The sequence below is a fragment of the Cellulosimicrobium sp. NPDC030954 genome (assembly GCF_055571305.1).
Genome location: NZ_JBVIFN010000003.1, coordinates 42,625 through 57,209, shown reverse-complemented (window position 1 = coordinate 57,209; position 14,585 = coordinate 42,625). Strand labels below are relative to the sequence as shown.

Genomic DNA, 14,585 nt, shown 5'->3' with positions numbered 1-14,585 from the left:
AGGACGGAGGGCGGGCGTCGCCAGGGGTCACAGACGCCCGATGTCGAGCGAGCCGTTGCCGACCTGCGACTGGTCCGAGCGGCGCGCGCGGTCGAGGTACTCGTTCGCCTTCGTCGTCTCGGTCTCCAGCACGCCGATGGTCTGCGCCATCGAGTCGAGCGCCTGCGTCTTGAACGTCGAGATCGAGTCGAGCGTCGCGTAGATGTTGGCGAACGCCTGCTGGAGCTGCGGGAGGCCGACCGTCGCGCTCGCGGCCTGCTGCTGGATGCTCGCCGACTGGTCGGCCAGCATCTTCGAGGTCGAGGCGATCATGTTCGACGTCGTCGTGTTGAGCGCCGTGATCTGGTCCAGCACGAGCTTCTGGTTCGCGAGCGCCTGCGCCACGATGACGGCCGTGCGCAGGGCGGAGACCGTCGTCGTCGTCGCGCGGTCGACGCCCTTGATGAGCTCGACGTTGTTCTTCATGATGATGTCCATCGCGAGGTAGCCCTGGATGGACACCGCGAGCTGCGTCAGCAGGTCCTGGTGCTTCTGGCGGACGTAGAACAGCACGTCCTCGCGCAGCGCCTGGGCGCGCTCCGGGTCGCTCGCCTCGAGCTCGGCGATCTTCGTCGAGAGCTCGGTGTCGAGCCGCTCCGCGATGAAGATGTACTGGTTGAGGCGCGCCATCGAGTCCCAGAGGTTCTGCTTCTCGAGGTTGAGCGCGGCGTTGTCCTTGCGGAGCTCGTCCTGGCCGTTGTAGAGCGACTGGACGATCGCGTTGAGCTGCTTCTGCGAGCTCTCGTAGCGGCGGAAGTAGTCCTGGAGCTTCCCGCCGAACGGGATGAGGCCCAGGAACTTCTTGCCCATGCTCGCCTCGCTGGGGTCGAGGTCCTCGACCGTGCGACGCAGCTCGAGCAGCGACTTGCTCACCTTGGAGCTGTCGGAGACGCCGCCCTCGCGCAGCTCCTTGACCGGCATCTCGAGCATGCGGTTGGACACGTCGGCCGCGGCGCGGATGTCCTTGTCGCCCATCTTGCGGATGTCGTCGGCCTTCGCCGCGAAGTCGGGCGAGCGCGTGTCCGTCGCGAGGAGCTGGTCGAGGTAGGAGGAGACCTTCGACTCGAGGCCCGGGATCGCTGCCTCGTCGACGCGCGGCGCGAGCGACGGCGCCTGCGTGGCGGCGACCGGCTTGACGGGCTCCGGGGCGCTGAGCGTGAGCGTCTCCGTCGGGGCGGGGGGCTGGAGCGGTGCTGCCTCGGTCATGTCTGTCCTTCGCTCGTGCGTGCCGTCGGACGCCGTCGGTGGCGGGTGGGGGCGGGCCTCACGACCTCCCCCTCGACCCGGGCGAACCGGGCGGAACCGGCCTGCGCCGGTCGGCCGAGTATATCTACGGCGGGTGGCCTGATCTTTACCCTTTCCGGGGATCGGGAGGGTGAGAACTCCCCATGCCCGACCCGACGTCCGGGCGGCCGATGAGTTCCGCCCGCCCGCGCCGTCGTCCGTGTGCGAGAGCTCGGCGCGCACCCCGACCGACGAGGTGCGCGCCGCCGCCGAGGAAGGGACGAGAGCCTCTCCGAGGTCGCCGGCACGGCCGTGTACCTCGCCTCCGACGCCGCGGGCGCGACGACGGGGGTCGTCGTCGACCCCTCGTGCGGGGCGATCGTGTGAGCGCCGGCTTCGTCCCCGGGCCTGCCCACGTCCCCGAGGTCGCCCGCACGCTCGTCGCCGGTCCGCACGTCGCGCACCTCGCGACCGTCCTGCCCGACGGCGGCCCGCACGTCGTGCCGCTCTGGGTCGGCTGGGAGGAGGACCGGCTCGCGTTCCTCACCGGCCCCGGCTCGCGCAAGGCGCGCAACCTCGCGCGCGACCCGCGCGTCGCGGTGTCCGTGACCGAGACCGGGAACCCGTACGTCATGGCGACCCTGCGCGGGCGCGTCGTCGAGGTGCTCGACGACGACGCGGGCTGGGCCGTCGTCGACCGGCTCCCGTCCTCTACACCGGCGGCCCCTACCCGCGCGGAGAGGAGCGGCACGCCTACCTGGTCGAGATCGACCACGCGACGGCGCCGTCGTTCGGCTGAGCGCGGGCGGCCGGGCCGTACCGTGGACCCGTGGGCGATGCGAGGACGGACGGGACGGTGCCGCGGTACCGCGTCCTGCGGGACGGGCAGGTCGCGCTCGTCGTGCGCGGCGAGCCGGGGGTGCTCGTGAGCGTCTCCGTGCCGCCCCCGCTGCCCGGCACCGCGCCGGTCACGCACCCCTTCGCGACGGCGACGTTCACCGCCACGCTGCACGAGGGCACGCTCGGGTCGCTCCTGCGGGAGGCGCCCGACCTCGCGGCGTTCCTCGCCGCCGTCCAGCGCGCGGGCTACGTCGTCGAGCCGGACGGGTGACCGGTGCCGCGACGTCGGCCCGGACCGCCTCCAGGACCAGCGGCCCCGCCCCTCGGCGTGGAGGAGCAGGGGCGCTGTTGACGCTCCGGCGGGCGGGTGGCCCGTCGAAGAGGTGCACCGGCCGCGGGCTTCTTCACCGACCGGTGCCCCCTGCGGCACCTCGGCCGCCCGTCCACCGTAGGAGGCGGTTCCAGGTCCTCGCCACCTGTCGCCACCACCGCTCCGGGGGTGGGGGGTACGGTCGGACCCGGGACCGAGGGCCGCGTTCTCGGAGGACGGCCGAGGACGGGCTCTCCGGGGACGCCGTCGCCCACGGAGCCCTGCGGCGCGAGAACGAACGGGGACTCCTGCCGAGGCGCGTTCGCACCGGTCACGTGTGGTGCCCCGAGCAGGACTCGAACCTGCAACCTACGGATTAGAAGGCCGTTGCTCTATCCATTGAGCTATCGAGGCGCGCGCCCATCGTAGTGGGCGTCGGGCGGGCTCGGGAGGTGGGGGCCGTGGTGGCGGACGTGCAGGTGGGGTGGTCGCGCGTCGTGCGGCGCGTGCGTTTGGCGGGGCCCCCGGCAGCCGTCACTATGAACCAGTGAGAACCCCAGACGCCGCCACGAGCGACGCGAGCCCCGCCGCGCCCGGCCGGTCGCCGGGCTCGTGGAGGCCCGCGCAGGCGACCGAGGAGCTCGGTGTCACGGTCTACGACGTCGCGCGCGACCTGCGCCGCGACGTGGCGGACGTGCGCCTCCCGCTCGTGATCGAGGGCGCGGCGGAGTCGGACGCGTCACGGCGCCGCCTCCTCACGCAGCTCGACGAGCACCTGCTGCCGCGGCTGCGCGAGCTGTCGTCCCCGGCGATCGTCGTCATCGCGGGGTCGACGGGCGCAGGCAAGTCGACGCTCTACAACTCGCTGCTCGGCGAGGAGGTGTCGCAGGCGGGCGTGCTGCGGCCCACGACGCGCGAGCCGGTCCTCGCGTTCAACCCGCTCGACGCGGACGTGATCGTCGAGGGCCCGGTGACGCGCGTGGCGCGCGTCGTCGACCACGACGGCGTCCCGCGCGGCACGGGCCTGCTCGACGCCCCGGACCTGGACTCGCTCCTGTCCGAGAACCGGGACACGGCGAGCCTGCTGCTCGAGGCGGCGGACCTGTGGCTGTTCGTCACGACCGCCTCGCGCTACGGCGACGCGCTGCCGTGGCAGGCGCTGTCGCGCGCGAAGGAGCGCGGCGCGAGCGTCGCGATGGTGCTCAACCGCGTCCCGCGCGAGACCCTCACGACGATCCGTGGCGACCTGCTGCAGCGCCTGCGCGACCACGGCATGGACGGGACCCCGTTGTTCGTCGTGCCCGACGTCGGCCCGCACGAGGGGCTGCTCGACCGCTCGGTCGTGGCGCCGGTCGCGCGCTGGCTGACGATGCTCGCGGGCCCGGACCGGTCGCGCGCGGTGATCGTGCGCACGCTCAAGGGGGCGCTCGGCGCGCTGCCCGCGTGGGTCACGGGCGTCTCGGACGCGGTCGAGCAGCAGGTGGAGGCCGCGGCCGACCTGCGCTCGGCGGCGGAGAAGGCGGTCCCGCCCGTGCGCGACGCCGCACGCCAGGCCGCGCTGGACGGTGCGGTCGCGCACGGATCGCTCGAGGCGCGGTGGGCCCAGGTGACGGGGGCCGAGCGCGTGGACCGCGTCAAGGTCCGCGGTGGCGTCGTCCGGTCGTCCAAGCGGCGCGGACGCGCGCGCGACCTCGTGCTCGCCCCGCTCCTCGACGAGACGCGCGACGCCGCGCACCGCACGCTCGCGGCGAACGGCGTCCTGGCGCACGACGCGCTGCGGGCCGCGCTCGACGGGGACCGCCCGCTGCCGGGAGCCTCCGACGTCCTGCCGACCGAGGAGGACGCCGCGGCGCGGCGCGAGGCCTCGGCCACGACCCAGGTGCTCCAGTGGTCCCGACGGGCCGAGCAGGTCGTGACGGACCTCGCCGCGCCGACGGCGAGCGAGCCCGCCCGGGCGGCGGTCAAGGCGTTCGGCGAGACCGGGCTGGCCGCCCTGCTGCTCGCGGGCGCCGCCGGGAGCGACGACGCGGCCCGCCTCGTGCGGACCGTCCTCGCCGAGACGGGCGACGACGCGCTCGCGGCGCTGCGCGAGGACCTCGCCGACCGGGCCGCGACCATGGTCGAGCGCGAGGCCGAGCCCGTCCTCACCGCGCTCGCCGACCCCGCGCTCGCCGCGGACGCCGCGGTCGGGCTGCGCCTACGACTCGCCGAGCTGAGGAGGCTCATGTGACGTCCCACGACGCCCAGCTGCGTGCCCGGGTCGACGACCTCGCGCGCGCGGTGGACCTCGCGGGGGACCGCCTCGACCCCGCGGTCGCGGCCCAGGTGCGCGACGCGATCGGGGGCGTGCGCGAGCGCCTCGCGCTCGGCGTCGACCACACGGTCGTCGCGCTCGCAGGCGGCACCGGGTCGGGCAAGTCGAGCCTGTTCAACCGCGTGTCGCGGCTCGACTTCGCGGACGTCGGCGTGAAGCGCCCGACGACGGCGCGCGTCACCGCGTGCTCGTGGAGCGGCGCGGCGACGGCCCTGCTCGACTGGCTCGAGGTGGACCCCGAGCGCCGCATCACGCGCGACGGCGAGCTCGACGCCGAGGACGAGGCGGCGCTCGGCGGCCTCGTCCTGCTCGACCTGCCGGACCACGACTCGATCGAGCCCGCGCACCGCGACGTCGTCGACCGGGTGCTCCCGCTCGTCGACCTGCTGGTGTGGGTGGTGGACCCGCAGAAGTACGCCGACGACGCCCTGCACTCGGGCTACCTGCAGAAGTCGACGGGGCTCGAGGGTTCGATGGTCGTCGCGCTCAACCAGATCGACACCGTGCCCGAGGCGCGCCGCGTCGCGCTCGTCGAGGACATGGGACGCCTGCTGGAGGAGGACGGGCTCGACGGCGTCTACGTCACGACCGTCTCCGCGCGCACGGGCGAGGGCCTCGACGAGCTGCGCTCGCTGCTGGAGCAGGCGGTCGCGCGGCGCAGCGTCGCCGCGAGCCGCGTCGCGGGCGAGCTCGACCGGGCGGGCGCGCTCCTGCTGGAGCAGCTCCCGGGCGACGTGCCGTGGACCATGAGCACGGCCGTCGAGGAGGAGGTCGACGCGCTCGCCGACGCGACCGGCCTCGCCGCCGTCGCCGGGCAGGTCGGCGCGGCGGTGCGCAACGGCTACGGCCGCCCCGAGTTCTCGCCGCCGCAGCCCGACGCCGTCGCGCTCTCGCGCTCGCGCTGGCTCGCGCGCGCCGGGCGGTCCCTGCGACCGGGGTGGCAGAAGGCCCTCGACGACGCCGTCGCGCCGTCGGGGAAGGTCGCGGAGGCGACGCGGTCGGCGCTCGCGAAGATCCCCCTCGACACGCGCGGGCCGTCCTCCTCGCGCCCGACGCGACGCGCGGCCTGGACGGCGCTCGGCCTCGGGGTCGTCGCAGGCGTGCTCGCCGTGCTCGGCTCGCTGCGCGTGCTGGACCTCGGGCGGACGCTCGTCACCGTGTGCGCGATCGTCGCGGCGGTCGCCGTGGTCGGCGCGGTGGTCGCGTTCCTCGTGGCGCTCCAGGTGCGCCGCACGCTCGCCCGCCGGCGCGAGCAGCAGGTGCTCGCGTCCGGGCGGGGAGCGATCGAGCGGGTCGTGCAGGACGCGATGGGCAAGCCGACCCAGGCGCTCCTCGACACGCACCGGCAGGTCCGCGAGCTGGCGCAGTCCGCGCGCGACAAGGCCCCCGCGGCGCCGCTCACCGGGGCGCTACGGCTACCCACAGGCCCGGAGATCACGGGCCCGTCCACAGGCGACGGCACGACGACGGACGGCGCACCCGCTCCCACCGCACCCTGAGGCGGTGGCCGGGACCAGCCCGGCCGCCGACCTCAGGAGGAACCATGCCCGGTGACGTCACCGTCACGCTCTCCGGCTTCGTCGCGACGACGCCCACGCTGTTCCGCTCGCAGTCCGGCAACGACTTCACGAGCTTCCGCATCGCCCAGACGCGCCGCTACCTCGACCGCGAGCGCGGCGAGTGGGTCGACGGCCGCACGCTGTGGTTCACGGTCAAGGTGTGGAAGCACGTCGCGCGCAACGTCGCGCTGTCCCTGCACAAGGGCGACCCCGTGGTCGTCACGGGGCGGCTCTCGCTCGACGAGTGGGACGGCCCGGACGGCCCGCGCACCAGCCTCGTCGTCGAGGCCACCGCGCTGGGCCCCGACCTCACGCTCGGCGAGGCCCGGTTCACCCGCACGGTCCACCGGCGCGAGGACGACGGCGCGCGCCGGGGCGACGCGGCCGGCGTCGCCGCGTCCGGGGCCGCCGGCAGCGCGGACCGGTCGTCCGGCGGACCGGGCGCCACGGCGCACGACGGGACCGCGTTCGAGGGCGCGCCGCGCGACGAGAGCGCGCTCGACGACCCGTGGACCCTCGCGGACGCCGGGGCGGCGCTCGCGGGCGAGCCCGGCGATCCGGCCGAGACCGACGCCCCCGCCGACGCCGACCCCGAGCCGGTGGCCGACGCCGACGCCGAGACCGGCGCGCTGGCGTCCGCCTGAGCGGCGTCGTGCGGGCGGTGCCGCGGCCCGAGGGGTCGCGGCGCCGTCGGGCGCGCCCCGGCGGCCCGACCGCGTAGGCTGAGTGGTCGACGAATCCCGTACCTCTCCCGACCGAAACGGTGGAACGACAGGCTGTGGCTGAGTTCATCTACTCCATGTACAAGGCGCGCAAGGCGCACGGAGACAAGGTCATCCTCGACGACGTCTCCCTGAACTTCCTGCCCGGCGCCAAGATCGGCGTCGTGGGCCCCAACGGCGCCGGGAAGTCCACGATCCTCAAGATCATGGCCGGCCTGGACACGCCGTCGAACGGCGAGGCGCGCCTCTCCCCGGGCTACAGCGTCGGCATCCTGCTCCAGGAGCCGCCGCTCAACGAGGAGAAGACGGTCCTCGGCAACGTCCAGGAGGCCGTCGCGGACATCCTCGCCAAGAAGCAGCGCTTCGACGAGATCTCCGCGCTCATGGCGGAGCCCGACGCCGACTTCGACGCGCTCCTCGCGGAGATGGGCACGCTGCAGGAGGCCATCGACGCCGCGGACGCGTGGGACCTCGACTCGCAGCTCGAGCAGGCGATGGACGCGCTGCGCTGCCCGCCGCCGGACGCCGACGTGTCGGTGCTCTCCGGTGGTGAGCGTCGCCGCGTCGCGCTGTGCAAGCTCCTGCTCGAGAAGCCGGACCTGCTGCTGCTCGACGAGCCCACGAACCACCTGGACGCCGAGTCCGTGCTGTGGCTCGAGCAGCACCTCGCGACGTACCCGGGCGCGATCCTCGCCGTCACCCACGACCGGTACTTCCTCGACCACGTCGCCGAGTGGATCTGCGAGGTCGACCGCGGCCGCCTGTACCCCTACGAGGGCAACTACTCGACCTACCTCGAGAAGAAGGGCGAGCGCCTCCAGGTCCAGGGAAAGAAGGACGCGAAGCTCGCCAAGCGCCTCAAGGAGGAGCTCGAGTGGGTCCGGTCCAACGCCAAGGGCCGCCAGACCAAGTCGAAGGCCCGCCTCGCCCGGTACGAGGAGATGGCCGCCGAGGCGGAGCGCACGAGGAAGCTCGACTTCGAGGAGATCCAGATCCCGCCGGGCCCGCGCCTGGGCAACGTGGTCCTCGAGGCGTCGAACCTGCAGAAGGGCTTCGACGGTCGCCAGCTCATCGACGGGCTGAGCTTCACGCTGCCGCGCAACGGCATCGTCGGCGTGATCGGCCCGAACGGCGTCGGCAAGACGACGCTGTTCAAGACGATCGTCGGGCTCGAGCCGCTCGACGGCGGCGACCTGAAGGTCGGCGAGACCGTCTCGATCTCCTACGTCGACCAGTCGCGCGGCGGCATCGACCCCAAGAAGACGCTGTGGGAGGTCGTGTCCGACGGCCTCGACTTCATCAAGGTCGGCAACGTCGAGATCCCGTCGCGCGCGTACGTCGCGTCGTTCGGGTTCAAGGGCCCGGACCAGCAGAAGCCCGCGGGCGTGCTGTCCGGCGGTGAGCGCAACCGTCTCAACCTCGCGCTCACGCTCAAGCAGGGCGGCAACCTCCTGCTGCTCGACGAGCCGACGAACGACCTCGACGTCGAGACCCTGGGCTCGCTCGAGAACGCGCTGCTCGAGTTCCCCGGCTGCGCCGTCGTGGTGTCCCACGACCGGTGGTTCCTCGACCGCGTCGCGACGCACATCCTCGCGTACGAGGGCACGGAGGAGGACCCGGCGAGCTGGTACTGGTTCGAGGGCAACTTCGCGTCCTACGAGGAGAACAAGGTCGAGCGCCTCGGTGCCGACGCGGCGCGCCCGCACCGCGTGACGTACCGCAAGCTCACGCGCGACTGACCTCGCGGCCTCGATCGACCACGACGCCGGGCGGGACTCGTTCCCGCCCGGCGTCTGTGTGTCGGGTGTCCGGGTGTCCGGGAGTTCGCGCCCGCACCCGCGCTGCTCCGGGGCGCGGAAAGCCGTTGACGTCGTCGTCTGGCCCTCGGCAGGATCGCGCTCCATGACCCTCGACCTCGCTCCCTCGCGCGTACGCCCCACCTGGCCCGACCTCCCGCCGGCGGTGCGCGCCGCCGTCGAGGCCCGGCTGGGGGACGTCGTCACGGGGTGGACGAGCCACGACGGCGGTTACTCGCAGGGGCTCGCGTCGACGCTGCGGGCGAGCTGCGGGGACGTGTTCGTCAAGGCGGTCGGGCCCGAGCACGCGTTCACCCGCGACCTGTACCGGCTCGAGGCGCGCGTCGCCGCGGCGCTGCCCGCGCAGACGCCGGCGCCCGTGCTCCGGTGGGTCCTCGACGACGACCTCGACGGGGCCGGCGAGTGGGTCGCCCTCGCGTTCGACGCCGTGCCCGGCCGGGCCGTCGCCACGCCGTGGCGGGACGACGAGCTCGCCGCGGTGGCCGACCTCGCGCGCCGCGTCGCGGAGGTCGAGGTCACGGGGGACGCGCCGCTCCCGCGCTTCGCGGAGACGGTCGAGTGGCGCGAGTGGGAGGACCTCGCGGACCGTCGCCCGCAGGCCCTGAGCACCTACGACCCGTGGGTCGCGGCCCGGCTCGACCGCCTCGCCGCGCTCGCCGAGCCGTGGCCCGAGGCCACGGCGGGCGACCACCTCGTCCACGGCGACCTCCGGGGCGACAACGCCCTGCTCGTGGACGGCGCGGTGCTGGGGTCCGCGATCCGCGGCGAGCGCACCAGGGACAGGCTCGTCGCCGTCGCCGTCGACTGGCCGTACGCCGCGCGCGGCGCCGCGTTCTGCGATGCCGTCGGCATGCTCCCGGCCGTGCAGGTCGAGGGCGGGCCGCCGCCCGAGGAGGTGCTGCGGCGCCACCCGCTGCCGCGCGACGTCGAGCCCGACGCGGTGACCTGCTACCTCGCGTCGCTCACGGGGTTCTTCCTCAAGTCCTCGCTCGACCCGGCACCCCCGGGCATCCCGCACGTGCGGGCGTTCCAGCGGGCGCAGGCCGAGGTCGGGGTCGCATGGCTCCGGCGCCGCCTGGGGGAGTGAGCCACGCCCGCGAGATCGGCCCGAGCGTCCCAGATCGACCCTCCGAAGGTCGATCTCGTGCCGGGCGGGCCGATCTCGCGCGGCGCGCCGACTCACACCGGGCCTGACCAGCGGCGTTGCGGCAGACTGGCGGGATGACGGCCAGCGGTGACCCCGGAGACGGCGTGGTCCGTGCGGACGGCTCGGCCCCCGAGCCGGCGGCCGACGGGTCGCGTCCTGGGGCTGTCGCCGCGGGCGCCGCGGCGACGGCGGGGCTCGTCGAGTCCCTGGAGATCCTGCGCGGCCGGCTCGCGGCGGCGCGGCTGCCGCTGGAACCCCCGGGCGCGGCTGCCGCGCGCGAGGACCTCGACCTCGCGGTGCACCAGCTCGACGACTACCTGCTGCCGCGGCTGCGCTCGCACGCCGCGCCGCTGCTCGTCGTCGTGGGCGGGTCCACCGGCGCGGGGAAGTCGACGCTCGTGAACTCGCTGCTCGGCGAGCACGTGTCCGCGCCCGGCGTGCTGCGGCCGACCACCCGCGCTCCCGTCCTCGTGCACCACCCGCTCGACGAGCGCTGGTTCTCCACCGACCGCGTGCTCCCCGGCCTCGCGCGCGTGAGCGAGCACGGGCGGGGCCCCGCCGCGGTCGCGCGCGACGCGACCGCCGTGCCCGGCCGGACCGCGGGAACCTCGAACGCGAGCCCGGCCGACCCGACGCGCACGCTCCGGCTGGTCGCGAGCGACGCGCTGCCGCAGGGCCTCGCGCTCGTGGACGCGCCCGACGTCGACTCCGTGGAGACGGCGAACCGCGAGCTCGCGGCCCAGCTCCTCGCCGCGGCGGACCTGTGGCTCTTCGTCACGACGGCCGCGCGCTACGCCGACGCGGTCCCGTGGGACCTCCTGCACCGCGCGGCCGAGCGGCGCGCGCAGGTCGCGATCGTGCTCGACCGGGTCGACCCGGGCGCCGAGGCCGTGGCCGACGACCTCCGCCGCATGATGGACGAGAACGGGCTGGACGCCGCGCCGCTGTTCGTCGTGGGGGAGTCCGAGCTGGTCGACGGATTCCTCCCGGAGCGGTCCGTCGCCCAGGTCGCGTCGTGGCTGTCCGCGCTGGGGGCCGACGGCGACGCGCGCGACCGGGTCGCGACCGCGACGCGGGACGGCGTCGTGGACGACCTCGTGCGCCGGGCCGTGCTCGTGGCCGGAGCCGCCGACGCCCAGGCGACGTCCGACGCGCGCCTGCGGGCCGTCGTCGGGCGCGCGTACGACGAGGCGGCGGCCACCGTGGACGCCGCCACGAGCGACGGCGCGCTGCTGCGCGGCGAGGTGCTCGCGCGCTGGCAGGACTTCGTCGGGACGAGCGAGCTGTTCCGCTCCGTGGAGCAGGGCGTCGGGCGTGTGCGCGACGCCGTCGCGGCGTTCTTCCGCGGGCGCCCGGCGCAGGCGCCTCAGGTCGAGCAGGCGATCGCGCACGGGCTGGAGGCCGTCGTGCTCGACGCGACGGACGCGGCCGCGGAGCGCGCGTACGGCGGGTGGCGCGCCGACCCGGCCGGCACGGCGCTGCTGGACGGGCTCGACCTGTCGCGCTCGTCGGCCGGCGTGCGGGCAAGGGTCGCCGAGGAGATCCGGGGCTGGCAGTCGGACGTCCTCGACCTCGTGCGCGAGCAGGGCGCGGGCAAGCGTGGGGCGGCTCGGGCGCTGTCGTTCGGGATCAACGGGCTCGGGCTGAGCCTCATGGTCGTGGTGTTCGCGTCGACGGGCGGCCTCACGGGCGCCGAGGTCGGCATCGCCGGGGGGACCGCGATCCTCGCGCAGAAGCTCCTCGAGGCCGTGTTCGGCGACGACGCCGTACGGCGGCTCACGCGGACGGCGCGGGACCGCCTCGCCGAGCGGGTGCGCGCCGTGCTCGACGACGAGGCCCGGCGCTACACGGCGCAGCTCGACGCGCTCGGCACCGCGGAGGCGGACGAGACGGCGCGCACCGTGCGCGAGGCCGCGCGGGCGGTCGAGGCGGCGGCGCGGGTCGAGCGCACCGCGCGCGGGCGGGACCAGGACGCGGCCCGCCCGACCACGGGGCGGCACGCCGCGCGGCTCCTGCGGGGCGCGGGTTGGAGCGGGTCGGCGGAGGACGAGCCCGCGAGCCTGCCCGAGGGCGACGACGAGTCGGGCCGCAGGCCCGGGTTCTGGCGACGGCTGCTGGGTGGTGAGCGCGCATGACGATCGACCTCGCGGCGCGCACGACCGCGCTCGAGACCGCCGTCCGTGCCGGCGAGGGTCGCCTCGACGCCGACCTGCTCGCCGACGCACGCACCGTCGTCGCCCGGGCTCGCGAGCGCGCGGGCCTCTCGGCCGACCACACCGTCGTCGCGCTCGCCGGTGCGACGGGCTCGGGCAAGTCGTCGGTCTTCAACGCGCTCGCCGGGGACGAGCTCGCGACGGTCGGGGTCCAGCGCCCGACGACGTCGCACCCCCTGGCGGCCGTGTGGGGCACCGGCGCGGTGGCGCACCCGGCGGGCGGAACGCCGTCCGGTACGGCGCCCGGCGCAGCCGGGGCCGGGGCCCTCCTCGACTGGCTGGAGGTGCGGCGCCGGCACGAGATGGGCACGCCGCTCACGTCGGGCGACCCCGACGACGCGCGCGCGGGCGGCGGGCTCCGCGGGCTCCTCAAGGGCCGGCGCGCCGCAGAGGTCACGAGCGGCCTCGTGCTGCTCGACCTGCCCGACCACGACTCGGTCGTCGTCGAGCACCGCGTGCGCGCGGAGCGCCTCGTGGAGCGTGCGGACCTGCTCGTGTGGGTCGTCGACCCGCAGAAGTACGCGGACGCCGCGCTGCACGAGCGCTACCTGCGCCCCCTCGCGGGGCACGGCTCGGTCGTCGTGCTCGTGCTCAACCAGGTCGACCGGCTCTCGCCTGCCGACGCGGACGCGTGCCTCGCGGACCTGCGCCGGCTCGCCGCCGAGGACGGGCTCGGCGACGCGCGCGTCCTCGGGGTCTCGGCGCGCACGGGGCAGGGGCTCGACGAGCTGCGCGGTCTGCTTGCGGACGCCGCGGCGCGACGGCGTGCGGCGAACGACCGGCTCGCCGCCGACGTCCGTGCCGTGGCCCGGCGCGTCGCCGCCGCGTGCGGCGAGCCCGTCCCGGAGCGCGCCGCACGCCGGGCGCGCGACGGCCTCGTCGACGCGCTCGAGGCCGCGGCGGGCGTGCCCACCGTCGTCGCGGCGGTGCGGGGCTCGGCCGTGCGCGACGCGCGCGCCGCGACGGGTTGGCCCGTCACGCGCTGGGTCGGGCGGTTCCGGCCCGACCCGCTGCGCCGCATCGGGCTCCGTGCAGGCCCCGCGCCCGGGTCGGCCCGGGCTCGCGCCACGAAAGACCTCGGCGCCGGGGACGGCGAGGCCCGTCCCGAGCTCGCCCGGACCTCGCTGCCCGCGGTCCCGGCCGCGCTCCGCGCGGGGGCGCAGACGGCCGTGCGCGACTACGCGAGCGATGCGACCGCGGGGGTTCCGGACGACTGGGCGCTGGCCGTGCGGCGTCGGGCCTCCGAGGGGGCGGCGGACCTCGCGGACGCGCTCGACCAGGCCGTCGCCGGGACGGAGCTCGAGGCGTCGCGCCGGCCGGTGTGGTGGCGCGTCGTCGGCGCCTTCCAGTGGCTCGTGCTCGCGGCGCTCGTGGTCGGGCTGCTGTGGCTCGCCGCGCTGTGGGGGTTCACCTACCTGCGCCTGCCCGAGCCGCCGACGCCGGTGCTCACGCTCGGCGGGCCGGGAGCGCCCGAGCTCCCGTGGCCGACGCTGCTCGTGCTCGGTGGGGTCGTCGTCGGCGTCGTCGTCGCGCTCCTCTCGCGCGCGGCCGCGGCGGTGGGCGGGCGACGCCGCGCCGCGCGGGCCCGACGCCGGCTGCGCGACGCCGTCGGCCAGGTCGCCGACCGCCTGGTCCGGCTCCCGGTGGGCGAGGAGCTGTCGGCGCTCGCGAGCTGCCGCGCCGCGGCCCTCGTCGCCGCGTCCTGACGCCCCGCCTCCCCGCCGAACATGAGGTTGCTCTCGAAATCGGGCCGAGAACGACAGCGACGTCGTGCTCGACGGCGCGGAACGTCGTGGTCGGCGGTCGGAGGAGAATGGTCGCGCCACCCGTCGAGCGAGAGGACACTCCATGACCCGCCTGCACGTCCCCGTCTCCTTGAGGTGGTCGGACCTCGACGCGTACGCCCACGTGAACAACGTCGAGATGTTCCGGCTGCTGGAGGACGCGCGCATCACGGCGTTCTGGACCCACCCGGACGCGGGCGAGGACGCCTGGCCGACGGCGGTCCTGGAGACCGGGCCGGCCGCGACGAGCCACACGCTCGTCGCGCGGCAGGAGATCGAGTACCTGCGCCCGCTCGGCTTCACGCGCACGCCCGTGCGGGTCGAGCTGTGGATCGGGCACCTCGGCGGCGCGAGCCTGGAGGTCTGCTACGAGGTGCACGACGGCGCCGCGCGCTTCGAGCGCACCGGCCCCACCTCGGGCGGCGCCCCCTACGCGAAGGCGGTGACCACGATCGTCGTGGTCGACGCCGCGACCGGGGCGCCCCGCCGCATCACCGAGGCCGAGCGTGCGGCGTGGGAGCCGTTCGTCGAGGAGCCGCTGACCTTCCGCCGCCGCAGGTGACCGTCGCTCGCGCCGGGGAGCAGCGTCCCGGCGCGAGCGACGCTCGTGGGCGAG

At 75.6% G+C, this 14,585-nt stretch carries 11 protein-coding genes and 1 tRNA gene; 10 read left to right on the top strand and 2 right to left on the bottom strand.

The window, feature by feature from the left end:
- Window positions 1-27 precede the first annotated feature (27 nt).
- Window positions 28-1,245, bottom strand: coding sequence for a toxic anion resistance protein (locus tag ACZ402_RS07895; protein WP_375822830.1), 1,218 nt, complete (start codon window positions 1,243-1,245; stop codon window positions 28-30).
- Between the two features lie 401 nt (window positions 1,246-1,646).
- Here ACZ402_RS07895 and ACZ402_RS07890 point away from each other — a divergent pair, with 401 nt between their 5' ends.
- Entirely contained in the window at window positions 1,647-2,192 is a 546-nt protein-coding gene (locus tag ACZ402_RS07890) for a TIGR03618 family F420-dependent PPOX class oxidoreductase (RefSeq protein ID WP_375822828.1), read from the top strand.
- Window positions 2,189-2,374, top strand: a complete 186-nt coding sequence (locus ACZ402_RS07885) for a hypothetical protein (RefSeq protein ID WP_375822827.1) — start codon at window positions 2,189-2,191, stop codon at window positions 2,372-2,374. The genes ACZ402_RS07890 and ACZ402_RS07885 overlap by 4 nt, the downstream gene beginning before the upstream one ends.
- 377 nt (window positions 2,375-2,751) lie before the next feature.
- Here the strand turns inward: ACZ402_RS07885 and ACZ402_RS07880 are convergent.
- Window positions 2,752-2,827, bottom strand: a tRNA-Arg gene (locus tag ACZ402_RS07880).
- A 133-nt stretch (window positions 2,828-2,960) separates the two neighbouring features.
- On the opposite strand from ACZ402_RS07880, the gene ACZ402_RS07875 reads away from it, so the two are divergent.
- The 8 genes from ACZ402_RS07875 (at window position 2,961) to ACZ402_RS07840 (ending at window position 14,531) form a co-directional block, all read left to right on the top strand.
- Entirely contained in the window at window positions 2,961-4,643 is a 1,683-nt protein-coding gene (locus ACZ402_RS07875; protein WP_375822825.1) for a GTPase, read from the top strand.
- Window positions 4,640-6,226: an ABC transporter gene (locus tag ACZ402_RS07870; RefSeq protein ID WP_375822824.1), complete on the top strand. Its 1,587-nt coding sequence runs from the start codon at window positions 4,640-4,642 to the stop codon at window positions 6,224-6,226. Before ACZ402_RS07875 ends, ACZ402_RS07870 begins: the two co-directional genes overlap by 4 nt.
- Before the next feature lie 44 nt (window positions 6,227-6,270).
- Window positions 6,271-6,930, top strand: coding sequence for a single-stranded DNA-binding protein (locus tag ACZ402_RS07865; protein ID WP_375822822.1), 660 nt, complete (start codon window positions 6,271-6,273; stop codon window positions 6,928-6,930).
- 134 nt (window positions 6,931-7,064) lie between these two features.
- Entirely contained in the window at window positions 7,065-8,747 is a 1,683-nt protein-coding gene (gene ettA, locus ACZ402_RS07860) for an energy-dependent translational throttle protein EttA (RefSeq protein WP_375822820.1), read from the top strand.
- Between the two features lie 163 nt (window positions 8,748-8,910).
- Entirely contained in the window at window positions 8,911-9,912 is a 1,002-nt protein-coding gene (locus ACZ402_RS07855; RefSeq protein WP_375822819.1) for a phosphotransferase family protein, read from the top strand.
- 134 nt (window positions 9,913-10,046) lie between these two features.
- Entirely contained in the window at window positions 10,047-12,107 is a 2,061-nt protein-coding gene (locus ACZ402_RS07850) for a GTPase domain-containing protein (protein ID WP_375822818.1), read from the top strand.
- On the top strand, window positions 12,104-13,891 hold the full coding sequence (locus ACZ402_RS07845) for a dynamin family protein (protein WP_375822816.1): 1,788 nt from the start codon (window positions 12,104-12,106) through the stop codon (window positions 13,889-13,891). Before ACZ402_RS07850 ends, ACZ402_RS07845 begins: the two co-directional genes overlap by 4 nt.
- A 142-nt stretch (window positions 13,892-14,033) precedes the next feature.
- Window positions 14,034-14,531 (top strand): acyl-CoA thioesterase, encoded by a 498-nt coding sequence (locus ACZ402_RS07840; protein ID WP_264032125.1) that lies wholly within the window; start codon window positions 14,034-14,036, stop codon window positions 14,529-14,531.
- The last annotated feature ends 54 nt before the right edge of the window (window positions 14,532-14,585 follow it).